Raw genomic sequence first — 17266 nt, forward strand, 5'->3', positions numbered from 1 at the left:
CACTGACGTCATTTTTGAATTCATAATAGAAAACAAGTAAATTTTTCCCGTAGAATAAAAGTCGCCGAAAACCATATCCAGGAGGGAAATCACTTGTCTTTTTCTAATAATATAAGAAACTTACTTAATAGTTAAGATTCAAACAGTAATTTTGAAGGAAGTTGTGCAAATGATGGAATGCACAAAGAAGAGGCGTGTAAATATGTCGATGGAAAATTAACTCCAAAAATATGAACGCGCTAGTTATCATCTAGTATGTTGATGCACATCCTTTCCTATCGATTGAGCGGGGTTTGCTCTGTATCACCTTCGACAAATCGTGATTACGATGCATTAAAGTACTTAATAGAGTCGCTTATGGGTACAGAAACTTCACGAATTATATGTATCGAATCATGCTTTATTTCAAACGAAAACCAAAGAAACACACTCCAATGCAAATGAAACAGCATGGTAGTGTGTGCGATAAGGTTATTAGCCCACTTTAAGCTGACTGAAACGAAAGTCTACGGACTCCTGCGGAAAATAGCACGCGTCCGAAGATCACTGTATCGACTCGGATAGAGGAGCTAGAAGCTGAGGCCGTGCCCGCGGAAAGCCTGTCGGCTGTAGTGCAAGTTACGAAATCAGAGCGAAAGCTTTGACATTTTCGTTCTACTTAATTTAGTAGGTGTTCCTCGACTGAAAATACATCACGGACGTCATTTAACCAAGAACCAATTTTATTTATTATTAGATGAATGGTGATATCGTGTGTTGTTTATGCTATCATTAAATGACTGCATCTTAATTTATTTGCCGCTTAGATCGAGGTGATTGTTGGTGACCGTAGTCACGAATCGTCAATACATATTAATTATTTTGTTGTTAAGCCTATTTTCTTTTATTCCGACAATTGCAGCAAAAGAAAACGGCAACAGCGAAGGAAAAGACAAGCTCGTTTATATTATTCCGATTGAAAATGAAGTAGAGCGAGGGCTAGAAGCTTTTCTAGAACGAACAACCAATGAAGCAATAGAAGCAGGGGCAAATCATATTATTTTTGAGATTGATACTCCAGGCGGCCGAGTAGATGCAGCAGGACAAATTGGCAAGCTATTACAAAAGTTGGATACACCTACAACATCCTATATTGTAAACGAAGCATTATCTGCGGGATCTTATTTAGCATTGAATACAGACCATATTTACATGAATCCACAGGCAACTATGGGAGCAAGCGGTGTAATAACCCAAGACGGTTCAGCAGCAGATAAAAAAGCACAATCGGCTTGGATTGCAGCAATGAAAAGCGCTGCAGAATCAAAGGGACGCGATCCAGCTTATGCAGTCGCTATGGCAGATGCAGACAAACACCTACCGGAATACGGGGCACCAAAGGGAGAGTTTTTAACGCTAAGTCCGAAAGATGCTGTCGAAGTTCAATATGCGGAAGGAATAGTAAGCAATCGCATTGAATTGTTGTATGAATTGAACCTTTCTAACGCTACAGTTGTTGAAACAGAAACAACGTTTGCGGAGGAAGTTGCCCGATTTGTCACTAGTCCGATTGTCATTCCTATCCTGCTATCAGTAGCTAGTCTCGGATTAATTGTAGAGCTGTATTCTCCAGGGTTCGGCGTTGCAGGAACAATGGGGTTAATTTCTCTAGTGTTGTTTTTCTACGGGCATATAATTGCCGGTCTGGCTGGAATGGAAGCAGTAATTTTACTAATTCTAGGGATTGTATTAATCGTTTTAGAATTCTTTGTACCAGGTGGAATTATCGGACTGATTGGAGTAGGTGCAATCATCGGTTCATTATTTTTATCTGGCTATGACATTGGCCATATGTCAATGAGTATCGCCATTGCTTTTATTGTTTCAATTATTGCAGCGGTTATCTTATTCAAATCGATCGGTTTGGAGAAAGGGATTTTTCGCCATATTATTTTAAGAGATCGAACGACTTCGGATTTAGGTTATGTCTCTTCATCTAATCGGTTGGATTTAATAGGTAAAAAGGGTGTCGCTGTCACCCCTTTAAGACCATCCGGAACGGCGCTTATTGATAATGAGCGACTTGATGTAGTGACAGAAGGAAGTTTTATTGATGTAAACAAAAAGATAACGATAGTAAAAGTTGAAGGTATGAGAATTGTAGTACGAGAATTAGAAAAAAACAATTAATTTTTATAGGAGGAAAAATTATGGAATTGGAAATTTTACCAATTATTATTATTGCGATCATTTTAATAGCGATTGCTGTCCTGTTTACATTTGTGCCTGTTATGCTTTGGATAAGTGCACTTGCAGCAGGTGTTAAAGTAGGTTTATTTACATTAGTAGGAATGAGGCTTCGTCGTGTTATTCCATCTAGAGTAATTAATCCGTTAATTAAGGCGTACAAAGCAGGACTTGATGTGAGTACGAATCAGCTCGAAAGTCATTATTTAGCTGGTGGGAATGTGGACCGTGTTGTTAATGCATTAATTGCAGCACACCGCGCAAACATTGAATTACCTTTTGAACGGGGTGCTGCCATTGATTTAGCAGGACGTAATGTATTGGAAGCGGTTCAAATGAGTGTTAATCCAAAAGTAATTGAAACACCATTTATTGCTGGTATAGCAATGGATGGGATTGAAGTTAAAGCATTGGCTCGAATTACAGTACGAGCGAATATTGACCGACTCGTAGGTGGTGCTGGTGAGGAAACTGTTATTGCCCGAGTAGGTGAAGGGGTCGTTAGTACAATAGGTAGCTCGAAAACACATAAACAAGTATTAGAAGACCCGGATTCAATTTCACATACAGTCTTAGCTAAAGGGCTTGATTCTGGTACAGCCTTTGAAATTTTATCAATTGATATTGCAGATGTAGATATCGGTAAAAACATTGGAGCAATTTTACAAACAGATCAAGCGCAGGCAGATAAAAACATTGCTCAAGCGAAAGCGGAGGAAAGGCGGGCAATGGCAGTTGCACGAGAACAAGAAATGTCAGCCCGAGTTGAAGAAATGCGCGCTTATGTAGTTGAAGCGGAGGCGGAAGTGCCAAAGGCATTAGCAGAAGCATTGCGTTCAGGTAATATGGGTGTAATGGATTATATGAACTATAAAAATATTGACGCTGATACAGATATGCGTGGTACGATTGGAAATATGACTGATAAAAACCATGAACCTGAAAACAATGATAAATAATAGAATTGGTGAAGGAGGGATTTGATGGAGGGTTTTATTGATTTAATAACAAGTAACTTTATTTTACTTTTCATTATAATCAGTGGGCTGATTAGCTTATTTAAAAACAAATCTAATCAGCAACAAGAAAATAAAGAACCTTCAAATGTCCCTAAAACATATCCAAAAGAAGTAGAAACGAAGCAATACAAAAAGGTGGAAGAACGTGTACAAGATACGATTCAGTCGTTATCTACAGAAGAGCAAAGGGAAAAACAGCTAGAACGTCTAAAAGACCAAGTACGCGGTATGAGTCGTCGAGAAAGCGATCAAATGACAACAAGTCGTAACGATCAAGCCTTCCAATCGACAGCGGTTACGCATAAAAATAATCAATTACTGACGAACAAAGACAAAGAGGCTGATCAAACTTCTCTTCAAAAACAAATTACTGGTAGACTGAATCAAAAAGGCTTAGTAGAGAGTATTATAATGGCAGAAGTTTTAGGGCCGCCTCGATCAGTTAATCCTTATCGTCCACGTATTTCGAACAGAAAAACTTTTTAATACGATAAAAATCCATCCATTTGTGAATTTGTGCAAGTGGATGGATTTTTCGGTTGTACACGATACGACGTTGGTGAAGAAAAATCACTAATGACATTTTGATTTCATTATAGAAACCATTATTTCGAGCGAAAATCTGTAGAAACAAAACACAATAGATCACCAACGTCCTATGACAAAGAACCTTTTTATCGTATTTGGAAAATAGTTTGGAAAGAGCTATTTTCTAATATCGCCACTCGTGTAATATACTCGATTTCCGTAAGCGAGTGGCGAGCTCTTTTTGCTACACAAGCCAATAAAATGCTGTCGTTCTTTGCGCAATGTCTTTTTGTTAATGAAAAAAAGACATGTGTGGTGCTAGTAGTAATGAATGATTTGTTAAAAATTGGCATAGTCGTAAATGCTGCGTCTATGCCAATTTATTATGATTGCTTTCACCGATTCCTTTCCTCCCGCTGGAATTTTTCATCTTTCATCTGTATGAGTAACATGTTTGTGGGGGAACAGATGCACGAATCTAACTAGATAATATGTGATCAATTTTACTTCGAACGATATACACATGAATAACACCGTTCATTTTCACTGCAGGTGGATGCTTTCCGCGGGCACGGCTTCAGCCTCACGGAAAGCGTAGTGTATATCTACTGCGGTCGGTAGGCAATACTAAAATTAACGAATACAAAGAGAGGTTCTTTAACTTCTTAAAATAACACCCACAAATACGTGATTCAATCCTTTCAACTTCCATTCAATAGTTCCAAAGTCTATTCTTGATTTTTATACATGCTAATCGAAAAATCTTTTTTACTAATTGTTTACTTAAACATCTCCACTCATTTTGCACTTGCTTTCCTGAATAAATTGATAAAACGCCCCCTTCATCAGCTCGATTTTCCTTTTTCTGTTCTTATCTATCGTATATGTTCATAAATATATTTGTGAGAGGAGGAAGCATGTGTGAAAAAATGGCGACATCGATTACACCCCATCTTAACAAAATATTTCGCACTCCCTTCTGATGTAGTTTTAGAATTGCCTAGATTAACCTTAATCGGGCAAATCCATTTATATATTGAAAATCATCAAGGTCTCATTGTCTACAGTGATACAGAGTTAAAGCTAAAAACCTTCGATGGATTTGTCCAAATAATAGGGGAGGGCTTTATTATTAAGATGATGCTTCCGGAAGAAATATTATTAGAAGGTACGATAAAAGAAGTGAAATATATACAGCGATAATTGTGTGTAAAGAGGGGAATATAAATGAAGCATATACAAGGAACAAAATTAACCGGTTATGTAACTATTTCAGTGAGTGGTAAACATCCCGAGCATTTTTTTCAACGACTCATTAATAAAGGTATTCCGGCTTGGGACATTCAAAAAGTATCGAAAACATCTTGTAAAGGAAAAGTATCATTAAAGTACGTTTCAGATATAAAAAGGATTAGAAGACAAACGAAATATAAAATTTCTTTTATTGAGAAAAAAGGGTTACCATTCTTTGTTCAAAAGAAAATTAAAAGAAAAGAAATTGTTTTTGCGCTGCTTATATGTGTACTCCTTCTTTTTCTACTGTCTAATATTATTTGGGATGTGAAAATAACTGGTGTAACAACAGATGTAGAAGAAAAAATATATAAAGAACTGAATACATATGGAATTCATCGCGGTGCTTTAACATTTGGGATGGCCTCGTCAAAAACGTTGCAACAGCAACTATTAAACGATGTTCCTGATCTCTTATGGATTGGCGTGCACAAAAAGGGGACAACTCTTTTTCTAGAAGGGGTAGAAAAAGAAATTGTAGAAAAAAAAGAAACACATGCGCCTCAGCATCTAGTAGCAGCAAAGGATGGGGTGATTCAGCGCATGTATATTTCGAATGGACAAGCAAGAGTAAAAATAAATGATTATGTGAAACAGGGCGATCTATTAGTTTCAGGAATTATTGAATCAAATAAAGAAGAGAACGATAATGAAAAGCAACAAAAACAAGTTGTAGTCGCAGCCGAGGGTGAGGTCATTGCAAACACGTGGTATGAAGTAAATGTTACAGTGCCTCTTATCAAACGATTTGAACGTTTAACTGGTAATTATAAAACAAAAAAGACGATTAAATTTGGCCGGATTCAATTTCCATATTGGAAAATACGTCCCCCTGAATATGCACGTATATATGAAGAAGGGAAAGAAAAACATTTGTATTTTCTTAAATGGAAGCTGCCATTTACATTTATCGATATTACCTACCACGAAAAGGTATTGGAAAAATCAGAGCGGACAAAAGAAGATGCAATTGAGATCGCAATTAGACAGGCAAAGAACGAATTGATGCTAGAGCTAGGACCCAAAGCTCAATTTATATCAGAAAAAGTTTTGCATGAAGCTATAGAGAATGGTAAAGTTAAAGTAAAGCTGTATATTAGCGCATTAGAAAATGTTGCGATTGAACAACAAATTAACCAAAAAATTCGTTAATTCACGATAGAAGCAAAATTTCAAGGAGAGTCACTATGTCCGATAACTTACATGAAATTGATTTACAAATAAATAGGCCAACAGATGCACTGGCGCTATTCGGAAATAATGATAAATACTTAAAGCAGATGGAAGAACAACTACAAATACACATTGTTACACGTGGAGAAAATGTACTTGTTTCTGGAAGCGCAGAAGATAGAGACTTAATTAAAGTAATCCTTCATGCGTTGCTAACTATAATCGAGAAAGGAATTACTCTATCCGAACAAGATGTATTATATGCGATTGAACTTGCTAAAAACGGTAAAATAAACCAATTTGAAACGTTGTTTGAAGATGAAATTACTAAAAATGTAAAAGGAAAACCGATCCGTGTTAAAACGTTAGGACAAAATAAATATGCTACCGCCATAAAAACACATGATCTCGTATTTGGAATTGGCCCAGCGGGTACAGGGAAAACGTATCTAGCTGTCGTTCTTGCTGTACGCGCATTAAAAAATGGCTTGGCAAAGCGAATTATATTAACACGCCCAGCTGTCGAAGCTGGTGAAAGCTTAGGGTTTCTACCCGGAGACTTAAAGGAAAAAGTAGACCCTTATTTAAGACCGTTGTATGATGCATTACATGATGTACTTGGAGTTGAGCAATCGGCACGATTAATAGAAAAAGAAATAATAGAGATTGCACCACTTGCGTATATGCGTGGACGTACATTAGATGATGCATTTGTAATTTTAGATGAAGCACAAAATACGACACCGGAACAGATGAAAATGTTTTTAACACGACTCGGATTTGGTTCGAAAATGGTTATCACAGGCGATATTACACAAATTGACTTACCGAAAGGCGTTACATCTGGTCTAAAAGTAGCAGATCAGTTATTAGCAGAAATTGAAGGTATATCATTTGTATATTTAGAACAGACCGATGTAGTAAGACATCCGCTTGTCCAACGAATTATAGATGCTTACGGAAAAGCATAATAATGAATGGATTCCATGTATAAGTAGTGTTAGGCGATGGGGTGGAATACATGATAAAATATTTTTTAAATAAGTTTAATGTACAGTCTAAAATAGTTACTGTTTTTTTACCTATGCTATTATTAGGTATTTTTTTCTTTTTTATTACGCTTAACAATGTTTATACAGAAACATATGACATAGAAAGATTTAATCGGGCGAAAGAAACGATCCGTTCCCCTATAACAATCGAAAATGCTGTGGAAACTGAGCGAAAGACGAGAGAGACAGTTCAAGCTGTTACTGATCGATATGACATCTCACAAGAAGTAACCGATGAGCGCATTGAATATATTGAAGAGCTTTTTGATGCAGTTGACCAGCTCGATAAAGAATATGAGAATGATAATGACGACCACTCGTTCCATAGTACCGAAGAGAAACTTCAACATTTAAATCAAGTTTTATCTATCGAAATAACTGAATCGATTGACGATCATTTGTTAAGACAACTCGTTCAAGCCAAACCAGAGGAACGGAAAGAAGCCAAAAAAAGGTTTGTTCAATCATTACAAACGGTTCTAGAAAATGGTGTCAGAACGGAAAATATTCAAAGCTCAATTGAAGAATTAAAACAGCAAATAAAGTATACAAATCTAAATACAAATATAAAAACTGTTTTAATGGATTTAAGCGAGTTTGCCGTAGTAGAGAATTCTTTTTTTGATGTAGAGAAAACAATGGAGGCAAGAAAGGAAGCTGCCAGCAATGTGGAACCAGTAATAATCCGTGCTGGGGAAATTATCGTAAGAGAAGAACAAATTATAACAAATGAAATATATGAGGAATTAAAGCTCGTTGGACTGCTCGATAAGGAAAGGAATATTTACCCAGTTATTGCGTTAGGTCTATTGATTATTTTACTTATAGGGGTAATCGCGTATGAAATGATCGTATTAGACAGAAAGCGGCCGCTAGATAAAGGGACAATTGTATCTATCGTTCTAATTAGTGTAATTATGATTGTATTAATGAAAGTCGTAAGTATATTTACTACAACGGATAATCATTTGTTTTATGCAGTACCTGTAGCTACAGGCTCCCTTTTGCTAAAACAATTAATACACGAACGATTAAGCATTGTATTAGCAATACTCTACAGTATTTTAGGTAGTTTATTGTTTAATGGTGAAATACCAGGATCTTTAAATATGGAGGCAGGCATTTATTTCTTGTTTTCACAGCTGGCTGGAGTTGTATTTCTTTTTAATGTAAAAGATCGTTTATCAATCGTAAAGTCGGGTATTGGTATTGTTAGTATAAATAGTATTACTGTATTATTATTTATATTCTTTTCTTTTGAAAAATATTCTTTTCAAGATATATTAATATATATAGGTTTCGCTAGTGTGTCAGCATTGCTCTCTGCGGTATTGACAATTGGTTTGCTCCCATTTTTTGAGACTGGTTTGGGCATACTATCTGATATGAAATTAATTTCCCTTGCTAGTCCAAACCAGCCTTTATTACGGAAAATATTAACCGAGGCTCCGGGGACGTATCACCATTCTGTAATGGTAGCGAATTTGAGTGAAACTGCATGTGAAGCGGTTGGAGCAAATGGACTTTTGGCACGTGTGGGTGCTTACTATCACGATATTGGTAAAACGGTACAGCCACATTATTTTATTGAAAATCAGATTTCGATAAAAAACCCACATGATTTTATATCACCTAAGGATAGTGCAGAAATTATTATAAAGCATCCAGAAGATGGTGCGGCAATGTTAAAAAAACATCGGATGCCAAAGGAAATTATTGATATTGCATTGCAGCATCATGGCACTTCTTTGTTAAAGTATTTCTATTATAAGGAAAAAGAAAAGAACCCAAACGTTACAGAAGCTGACTTTCGCTATCCCGGGCCGAAGCCACAAACAAAAGAAGCAGCAATTATTTGTATTTGCGATTCTGCAGAAGCTGCAGTACGATCGTTAAAAGAGCCCACTGAGGGAAAAATTGAAGAAATCGTGTCAGGGATTGTAAATGACCGATTAATGGATGGACAATTCGATGAAACTAATTTAACTTTACAGGAGCTCAAAATTGTTCATGATACAATTTGTAAAACATTAAAGGGGATTTTTCATACACGAATCCAATATCCGATGAAGGAGGCAAAGTAATGCATATTGATTTTCATGATAAAACGAAATCAGTTTTAACAGATGATATTGACCTACTCCAACGATTAATTGAATATGCGGCTAAAAGAGAAGGGGTTTCTCATGAATCAGAGCTGTCGATCAACTTCGTAGATAATCGAGAAATTCAAGAGCTGAATAGAAATTACCGGCAGCAAGATACCCCGACAGACGTAATATCATTTGCATTACAGGATTCGGTAGATGGGGAAGTAAGTATTGTTGGAGAAGATATTCCATTGTTATTAGGAGATATTGTTATTTCGGTTGATAAAGCAAAACAACAAGCAGAAGCGTATAATCATTCTTTGCAAAGAGAATTAGGCTTTTTGGCAGTCCATGGCTTTCTTCATTTACTAGGATACGATCATTATAACGAAGAAAGTGAAAGAGAAATGTTTACCAAACAAGAAGAAATCCTTGGTGCTTTTCAACTTGAAAGATAAAAAGAAACGAATTGGATTTTCCTTTGCATGGAATGGCTTAAAAGAAGTACTGCGAACTGAAAAAAATTTTCAACTCCAATTTATACTATTTATTACTGTCCTATTAGCTAGTATCTATTTCGGTTTGTCATCCATTGAGTGGGCGCTTTTATTATTAACAAGCGGAATTGTATTTATTGCTGAAATGTTTAATAGTGCTATTGAAAGGATTATTGACTATATAAAGCCTGAAATCCATCCAATGGCAAAGCTAATTAAAGACATTGCTGCAAGCGCGGTATTAGTTGCGGCTATTATATCTGTTATAGTTGGTTTTATTATCTTTTTACCTAAAATAGTTAAGTTTTTTATTTAATACCTTTGACAAAGGAAAGATGGATTTTTCATGTCTAATCCTTTCGAATTTTTTCTAGTTTTATAAACCTTTGTCGAATAAATGAAATCGGCTTAAATTTATAGTATTATACATAAATAATAGAAGTGCTGGAGGATCAACCATGAGTTCAAACTTTAAATCAGGTTTTATTGCAATTGTCGGGAGACCGAATGTAGGAAAATCGACCTTTATGAATCGGGTCGTTGGCCAAAAGGTTTCTATTATAAGCGACAAGGCCCAAACAACAAGAAATAGAATCCAAGGAATTGTCACAGAAGAAGATACACAAATGATTTTTATCGATACTCCTGGCATTCACAAACCAAAGCATCGCTTAGGTGATTTTATGGTCAAGCTTGCGATAAATACGTTAAATGAGGCAGATGCTGTTCTATTTATGATTAATGCGAAGGAAGGATATGGGAAGGGAGATCAATTTATATTAGATCGACTCCAAAAAGTAAAAAGTCCTATATTTTTAATTATTAATAAAGTTGATCTAATACATCCGGATGACTTGTTCCCATTAATCGAAACATACAGAAGTAAAGCAGACTTCACAGAAATCATTCCTATATCTGCGCTAGAGGGAAACAATGTATCTACACTTCTTGGTACTTTAAAAACGTATTTACCGTATGGTCCGCAATATTACGCGGATGACCAAGTAACAGATCATCCAGAACGATTTATAATTAGTGAAATTATTCGAGAAAAAGCATTGCTATTAACTCGCGAAGAAATTCCTCATGCATTAAACGTTGTTATTGAAAATATTGAGCTGCGAGATAATAACACTACATTTATTCAAGCTGTTATTGTTACCGAAAGAAAATCACAAAAGGGTATAATTATTGGCAAACAAGGAAGCATGTTAAAAAACATTGGGAAAAATGCGCGCATCGATATTGAAGAAATGCTACAAAAAAAAGTCTATCTAGAACTGTGGGTAAAAGTTCAAAAGGACTGGCGTAATAAGCAAAGTATTTTGCATCAATACGGCTTTAAAAGCGATCATTATTAATATATGGTAAAATTTAATACTCATTTTTTCATCGTTGGTTGGTCATTCTATTAATAAGCTGCATTTAATCAACATGCAAAGGAAGGTGGGGTTTCTTGTGATTGACGCGTGGAAGTTGTTTGTTCATACAGGAAACATTGAAACCTATTTATTATTAAAAGAATTTGAAAATGATCCATACCATGGAATTGAGCAAATGGAAAAACAAGATGATTACACACTTAGTTCAAAAATGTAGCTATTAAAAAGGTGAATGTATATGCTCGAAAAAGTCGAGGGTATCGTCTTAAGAACAAACGATTACAGTGAAACACATAAAATTGTAACGATTTTCTCAAAAAAATTTGGTAAAATAACCGGTATTGCACGAGGGGCAAAAAAGCCAAAGAGTAGAATGGCTGCGATTACGCAGCCATTTATACATGCACAATATCTAATGTATATAAAAAAAGGGTTAAGTACGATTCAACAAGGAGAAATGATACATTCTTTTCGGTCAATACGTGAAGATATTATTAAGACAGCCTATGCTGCGTATCTTTCTGAATTAACCGACAAGCTAATGGACGATTTATCACCAGATCCTTTTATTTACGATCAATATTATCAGACAATGGATTGGATACATAATAATGAAACTGACAAAGCAATGATTCCAGTAATGATGTATGAACTTAAATTATACGTTAAAGGTGGGTTTGCTCCGGTAACGGAGGCATGTACCCTTTGTAATCAAAATAATGCACCGTATTTTTTTTCAATTCAAGAGGGAGGAATACTTTGTACCAATTGTACGGGCAAAGATGCGTCTGCTCTTCCATTATCTCAAGGAGCCGTAAGATTATTGAATATATTTAAACGAGCGCCCCTCGATAAAATAAGAGATATTTCCATCAAAAAAGAAAATGAACAAATCCTACGGAATTTACTTGATACATATTATGACCAATACGGTGGTTACTATCTAAAATCTAAAAAGTTTCTAAACAATATTGATAAATTTAAATAGGAATATGCATCAAATGCATGTGGGGAACATATGAGCAATTTATTGTAATATATTTCATCGACATATATACGTGACTCAAACAAAAATTGTATAATTTATTGACAATCAGGTGAACGTGCAGTACGATTTGAATGAATGGAATAATTTGTGCGTTGAAGGAGAGAAGTACTTATTTTCCTTTCGCTTAAGCGAGTCCAGGATAGTGTAAGCTGGATGCGAAACTGATAAGGAATGGCACTCCCGAGCAATTTTTTAGTTAGAAAGTAAAGTGGCTCTTCTATATGAGCAAATAGGGTGGAACCGCGGGCAGAGACCCGTCCCTATGTCTTACCATTTTGTAGACATAGGGACGGGTCTCTTATTATGTTTAGGAGGGATTGTTATTATGAACATTCAACAGATGATTTTAGAACTACAAAAATATTGGTCCGGACATAAGTGTATACTAATGCAAGCATATGACGTAGAAAAAGGTGCAGGCACAATGTCTCCAATGACTTTATTACGTAGCCTGGGTCCAGAGCCTTGGAATGTAGCTTACGTAGAGCCGTCTCGCCGTCCAGACGATGGTAGATACGGGGAGAATCCGAATCGTCTTTATCAGCATCATCAATTCCAGGTAGTAATGAAACCTTCTCCTGATAATATTCAAGAATTATACTTGGAGTCGTTGAAAGCATTGGGTATAAATCCAATGGAGCATGATATTCGTTTTGTAGAGGATAATTGGGAAAACCCTACACTAGGTGCTGCTGGGTTAGGCTGGGAAGTATGGCTTGATGGTATGGAAATTACTCAATTTACATACTTTCAACAAATCGGTGGCTTAGAAGCGAATCCAGTTGCAGTAGAGTTAACATATGGAATTGAACGACTCGCCTCCTATATTCAAAATAAAGAAAACGTATTTGATTTAGAGTGGGTGGAAGGTGTTACAGTTAAAGATATCTTTCTACAACCAGAATATGAACACTCAAAATATACATTTGAAGAATCAAATGTAGATACATTATTTGAATTGTTCGCATTGTATGAACAAGAAGCGAAAACAACTATGGAAAAAGGACTCGTCTTTCCTGCCTATGATTATGTATTGAAATGCTCTCACACGTTTAACTTACTAGATGCAAGAGGTGTCATTTCGGTAACGGAAAGAACAGGGTATATTACACGTATTAGAAATTTGGCGAGAAATATATCTAAAGCGTATATATCTGAACGGGAACGTTTAGGATTTCCAATGCTGAAACAGGAGGAGAAATAAACATGGCTAATGTCCTTTATGAAATAGGAGTAGAAGAACTGCCTGCAAGATTTATTGATAATGCAGAAATGCAACTTAAAAATAAAACAAAACAATGGTTAGATGAATTACGTATTTCTTATCATGAGCTTGTAACGTTTTCAACGCCGAGAAGATTGGCTGTACTGATAAAGGATATCGCTCCTGAACAGACGACAGTTGAGGAGGAGGTAAAAGGTCCTTCTTTAAAAATAGCGAAAGACGAAGATGGGAACTGGACGAAAGCCGCTGTTGGTTTTACAAAAGGACAAGGGAAAACAACAGATGATATTTATACAAAAGAAATAAAAGGAGTATCTTACATATTTTTGAAGAAGCGCATCGAAGGAAAGCGTACGATTGAACTTCTTCCTGAATTCAAAGGTATTATCACTTCAATACAATTTAATCAAAATATGCGTTGGGGAAGCGAAAGTATCCGCTATGCTAGACCAATTCGTTGGATTGTCGCTCTGTATGATGAACAAGTAATTCCGCTTACAGTATCAGGTGTTGAATCAAGTAATGTAACGTATGGACACCGATTCCTAGGTGACAAAATTTCACTGGTGAATCCATCCTTATATGAAGAACAGCTTTTAAAAGAATTTGTTGTTGTTCAATCAAAAAAACGACAACAAATGATTTTAGAAGGTATACGTGTATTAGAGGAGAAGGAAAACTTTAAAATAGCAGTCGATGAAGAATTGTTAGAAGAAGTACGCAATTTAGTTGAGTATCCTACTGTCTTTTGTGGAAATTTTGCATCTGATTTTCTACAATTGCCATCTGAAGTATTAATCACATCAATGCGCGAACATCAACGCTATTTCCCAGTCACCTCTAAAGACAATCAACTGTTGCCTTATTTTATTGGTGTACGAAATGGAGATGCGTATCGACTCGAAAACGTCGTAAAAGGGAACGAAAAGGTTTTACGTGCTCGTCTAACGGATGCGCAATTTTTCTACCAAGAAGACCAAAACGAATCCATCTCTTTCTATTTGGAGAAATTAAAGCGTGTCGTATTTCAAGATAAGCTTGGTACGATAGCTGATAAAGTTGATCGAATCGTTAAAATTTCAAAAGTAATAGCAAATGAATTAAAGCTTGATGATACTACTCGTTCACAGGCTATACGGGCAGCTCAAATTAGCAAGTTTGACTTAATGACAAACATGGTAAATGAATTTACTGAGTTACAAGGAATTATGGGTGAAAAATATGCGGCTTATTTTGGAGAAGACCCGCTCGTAGCTCAAGCAATTCGGGAACATTATTTACCGGTTCATGCGAATGATAATCTTCCGCAAACAGTTGTAGGATCTTTAGTAAGTATAGCCGATAAGCTTGACACGATTATTGGTTGTTTTGCAGCAGGTATTATACCGTCTAGTTCACAAGATCCATATGGACTACGCAGACAAGGACGAGGTATATTAAAAATATTAAAGGAACAAAAATGGAATATTACGCTTGATTCGCTTATTACACTTGTTCAAAATGTATATGAACAAAGTCCTGTTGTGCCTCGTGTTAAAGAAGAAATAAATAATCAATTAGATGCCTTCTTTAATCAGCGTCTTCTTAACTTGTTCAAAGATTCTGGACTTGAACAGGATGTCGTACAAGCTGTGTCTAAAAACAAAATCGGCCAGCTATCGTATGCGTTTGAAAAGGCAACCGTATTATCAGCTAAACGAAACGATTCATCATTCAAGCCGATAGAAGAGGCGCTTGTGCGTGTCATTAATTTAGCGAAAAACACAAACGATAATGGACAGATTAACGAGGAACTGTTTGAAACGGAATCAGAAAGACTGCTTTTTAATAAGCTTGAAGAAGTACAGCCAGCCTTTACGAAAGCAAATGAGGAACATGATGCGAAGGGCGCATTAAATTACTTAGCTGAATTATGTGATCCGATAAATAGTTTCTTTGATCACAATATGGTGATGGCTAATGAAGAAGCAATTAAAAAAAATCGAATTGCTTTAATAACGCAACTTTCAAATTTAATACAGCAATATGCAGACTTATCTGTAATTGAGTGGAAACAGCATTTTTAGGAGTGGGAATAATACGTGTTGAAATTTTGGCGTATACGTAATTAAATAAAATTTCATCCAATTGCTTTATCCAAAGCAATAAATACTTTCTTTCCCAATCGAGCTCAAAGAATCAAATTTACTATTTCCCTACTAGTAGTCTATAATATATGTACAACTGAACTGAACGTGTTAGGTGGTGAATCAGTGGAACTATCGGACCGACAAGAGAAAATCATTGACATTGTGAAAGAAAATGGACCCATTACAGGAGAACAAATAGCGGATACGTTAAACCTATCTCGGGCTACATTACGTCCCGATTTAGCCATTTTAACGATGTCGGGTTTTCTAGAGGCAAGGCCTAGGGTAGGCTATTTTTATACGGGAAAAACTGGATCGGAGTTATTAACTGAAAAGATTAAAAAGTACAAAATTAAAGACTTTCAATCTGTGCCAGTAGTTGTAAAAGAACATGCATCAGTATATGATGCAATATCTTCGATGTTTTTAGGAGATGTTGGAACATTATTTGTAGTAGATGACCATTCCTGTTTAACAGGAGTCCTTTCTAGAAAGGATTTATTACGTGCAAGTATGGGCAAGCAAAACTTAGACACCGTTCCTGTCCATATCATTATGACGAGAATGCCAAACATTACAATTTGCCGTCCGAATGATTTATTGTTTGACGGAGCAAAAAAGCTAATCGATAAACAAATAGATGGACTGCCAGTTGTTAAAGATACGCAACATGGTTTGCAAGTCGTTGGCCGTATTACAAAAACGACAATCACTAAAGTATTTGTAGAACTAATAACGGATGAAATTTGAGGAGGGGTGTACCGCATGGAAAGTAATCCATATGTATTCATCATTTCCGATTCTGTAGGGGAGACTGCAGAATTAGTTATTAAAGCTGGATTAAGTCAATTTAATAATGGTGAATTTAAAATACAGCGAATCCCTTACGTTGATGATAAAACAACAATAGATGAGTCCTTACAGCTTATTAAAGAAAAAAAGGGAATGGTCGGATTTACGCTTGTAGATCCTGACCTAAGAAATTACTTAAATAAACAAGCAAAATCAATGGATATAGAAGCAATAGATATTATGGGGCCTATGCTAATATCGATGGAAGAAGTATTTAAAATGAAGCCGCGGTTAGAGCCAGGGTTAGTTCATAAGCTGGATGAAGACTATTTTAAGCGTATTGAAGCAATTGAATTTGCTGTACGATATGATGACGGAAGAGACCCACGTGGTATTTCTCGTGCAGATATCGTTTTAATAGGGGTATCTCGAACTTCCAAAACACCATTATCTCAATATTTAGCTCATAAGCGAATAAAGGTAGCGAATGTTCCTTTAGTACCAGAGGTAGATCCCCCAGGCGAATTGTTTGATCTTGATCCGGAAAAATGCATCGGGCTTCGAATTAGTCCAGAAAAATTAAATGACATTAGAAAAGAAAGATTAAAAGCACTCGGCTTAGGGGATCATGCAACATATGCAAACATGCAACGTATTCAAGAAGAGCTTAATTATTTTAATACGATTGTTAGTAAAATAGGCTGTGAAGTTGTTGATGTGTCAAATAAAGCAGTAGAGGAAACGGCAAATATTATCTTAAAAATGTTACGTAAATAATAAAATCGTATGAGAAAACATTCTACAATTGTAGA

General features: G+C 35.9%; 16 protein-coding genes and 1 other annotated feature. All 16 genes read left to right on the forward strand.

Annotated features, from left to right (window positions below; genetic code table 11):
- Nucleotides 1–822: 822 nt before the first annotated feature.
- On the forward strand, nucleotides 823–2169 hold the full coding sequence (locus tag ACLIBH_RS12145) for an NfeD family protein (protein WP_439316975.1): 1347 nt from the start codon (nucleotides 823–825) through the stop codon (nucleotides 2167–2169).
- Nucleotides 2170–2189: 20 nt separating this feature from the next.
- A complete protein-coding gene (floA, locus tag ACLIBH_RS12150) occupies nucleotides 2190–3185 on the forward strand; it encodes a flotillin-like protein FloA (protein ID WP_439316976.1) in 996 nt (331 codons plus the stop codon).
- Nucleotides 3186–3209: 24 nt separating this feature from the next.
- On the forward strand, nucleotides 3210–3731 hold the full coding sequence (locus tag ACLIBH_RS12155) for a hypothetical protein (RefSeq protein ID WP_439316977.1): 522 nt from the start codon (nucleotides 3210–3212) through the stop codon (nucleotides 3729–3731).
- A gap of 963 nt (nucleotides 3732–4694) precedes the next feature.
- Complete coding sequence (gene yqfC, locus ACLIBH_RS12160; RefSeq protein WP_439316978.1) at nucleotides 4695–4976, forward strand: sporulation protein YqfC; 282 nt, start codon at nucleotides 4695–4697, stop codon at nucleotides 4974–4976.
- Nucleotides 4977–5000: 24 nt separating this feature from the next.
- A complete protein-coding gene (gene yqfD / locus ACLIBH_RS12165) occupies nucleotides 5001–6218 on the forward strand; it encodes a sporulation protein YqfD (protein ID WP_439316979.1) in 1218 nt (405 codons plus the stop codon).
- Between the two features lie 35 nt (nucleotides 6219–6253).
- On the forward strand, nucleotides 6254–7210 hold the full coding sequence (locus ACLIBH_RS12170) for a PhoH family protein (protein WP_439316980.1): 957 nt from the start codon (nucleotides 6254–6256) through the stop codon (nucleotides 7208–7210).
- A gap of 50 nt (nucleotides 7211–7260) precedes the next feature.
- The gene (locus ACLIBH_RS12175; protein ID WP_439316981.1) at nucleotides 7261–9375 is read left to right on the forward strand and encodes an HD family phosphohydrolase; all 2115 of its coding nucleotides are present in this window, start codon (nucleotides 7261–7263) and stop codon (nucleotides 9373–9375) included.
- The gene (gene ybeY / locus ACLIBH_RS12180) at nucleotides 9375–9839 is read left to right on the forward strand and encodes an rRNA maturation RNase YbeY (protein ID WP_439316982.1); all 465 of its coding nucleotides are present in this window, start codon (nucleotides 9375–9377) and stop codon (nucleotides 9837–9839) included. Before ACLIBH_RS12175 ends, ybeY begins: the two co-directional genes overlap by 1 nt.
- On the forward strand, nucleotides 9829–10194 hold the full coding sequence (locus tag ACLIBH_RS12185) for a diacylglycerol kinase family protein (protein ID WP_439316983.1): 366 nt from the start codon (nucleotides 9829–9831) through the stop codon (nucleotides 10192–10194). Before ybeY ends, ACLIBH_RS12185 begins: the two co-directional genes overlap by 11 nt.
- A gap of 142 nt (nucleotides 10195–10336) precedes the next feature.
- A complete protein-coding gene (gene era / locus ACLIBH_RS12190; RefSeq protein ID WP_439316984.1) occupies nucleotides 10337–11239 on the forward strand; it encodes a GTPase Era in 903 nt (300 codons plus the stop codon).
- Nucleotides 11240–11336: 97 nt separating this feature from the next.
- A complete protein-coding gene (locus ACLIBH_RS12195; RefSeq protein WP_439316985.1) occupies nucleotides 11337–11477 on the forward strand; it encodes a YqzL family protein in 141 nt (46 codons plus the stop codon).
- 21 nt (nucleotides 11478–11498) lie between these two features.
- Entirely contained in the window at nucleotides 11499–12248 is a 750-nt protein-coding gene (gene recO / locus ACLIBH_RS12200) for a DNA repair protein RecO (RefSeq protein WP_439316986.1), read from the forward strand.
- Between the two features lie 143 nt (nucleotides 12249–12391).
- Nucleotides 12392–12573: a binding site (T-box leader), on the forward strand.
- A 60-nt stretch (nucleotides 12574–12633) separates the two neighbouring features.
- A complete protein-coding gene (gene glyQ, locus ACLIBH_RS12205; RefSeq protein WP_439316987.1) occupies nucleotides 12634–13512 on the forward strand; it encodes a glycine--tRNA ligase subunit alpha in 879 nt (292 codons plus the stop codon).
- Nucleotides 13513–13514: 2 nt separating this feature from the next.
- Nucleotides 13515–15599, forward strand: coding sequence for a glycine--tRNA ligase subunit beta (gene glyS / locus ACLIBH_RS12210; RefSeq protein WP_439316988.1), 2085 nt, complete (start codon nucleotides 13515–13517; stop codon nucleotides 15597–15599).
- Nucleotides 15600–15785: 186 nt separating this feature from the next.
- On the forward strand, nucleotides 15786–16412 hold the full coding sequence (locus tag ACLIBH_RS12215) for a helix-turn-helix transcriptional regulator (RefSeq protein WP_439316989.1): 627 nt from the start codon (nucleotides 15786–15788) through the stop codon (nucleotides 16410–16412).
- A gap of 15 nt (nucleotides 16413–16427) precedes the next feature.
- Complete coding sequence (locus ACLIBH_RS12220; RefSeq protein WP_439316990.1) at nucleotides 16428–17231, forward strand: pyruvate, water dikinase regulatory protein; 804 nt, start codon at nucleotides 16428–16430, stop codon at nucleotides 17229–17231.
- Nucleotides 17232–17266 lie beyond the last annotated feature (35 nt).

The organism is Virgibacillus sp. W0430 (assembly GCF_051846935.1).
Classification (GTDB): domain Bacteria; phylum Bacillota; class Bacilli; order Bacillales; family Amphibacillaceae; genus JBPYCR01.

Coding starts and splice junctions, on each gene's coding strand:
- floA (WP_439316976.1), top strand. CDS start 2,190: ATGGAATTGGAAATTTTACCAATTATTATTATTGCGATCATTTTAATA.
- ACLIBH_RS12155 (WP_439316977.1), top strand. CDS start 3,210: ATGGAGGGTTTTATTGATTTAATAACAAGTAACTTTATTTTACTTTTC.
- yqfD (WP_439316979.1), top strand. CDS start 5,001: ATGAAGCATATACAAGGAACAAAATTAACCGGTTATGTAACTATTTCA.
- ACLIBH_RS12170 (WP_439316980.1), top strand. CDS start 6,254: ATGTCCGATAACTTACATGAAATTGATTTACAAATAAATAGGCCAACA.
- ACLIBH_RS12175 (WP_439316981.1), top strand. CDS start 7,261: ATGATAAAATATTTTTTAAATAAGTTTAATGTACAGTCTAAAATAGTT.
- ybeY (WP_439316982.1), top strand. CDS start 9,375: ATGCATATTGATTTTCATGATAAAACGAAATCAGTTTTAACAGATGAT.
- era (WP_439316984.1), top strand. CDS start 10,337: ATGAGTTCAAACTTTAAATCAGGTTTTATTGCAATTGTCGGGAGACCG.
- recO (WP_439316986.1), top strand. CDS start 11,499: ATGCTCGAAAAAGTCGAGGGTATCGTCTTAAGAACAAACGATTACAGT.
- glyQ (WP_439316987.1), top strand. CDS start 12,634: ATGAACATTCAACAGATGATTTTAGAACTACAAAAATATTGGTCCGGA.
- glyS (WP_439316988.1), top strand. CDS start 13,515: ATGGCTAATGTCCTTTATGAAATAGGAGTAGAAGAACTGCCTGCAAGA.
- ACLIBH_RS12220 (WP_439316990.1), top strand. CDS start 16,428: ATGGAAAGTAATCCATATGTATTCATCATTTCCGATTCTGTAGGGGAG.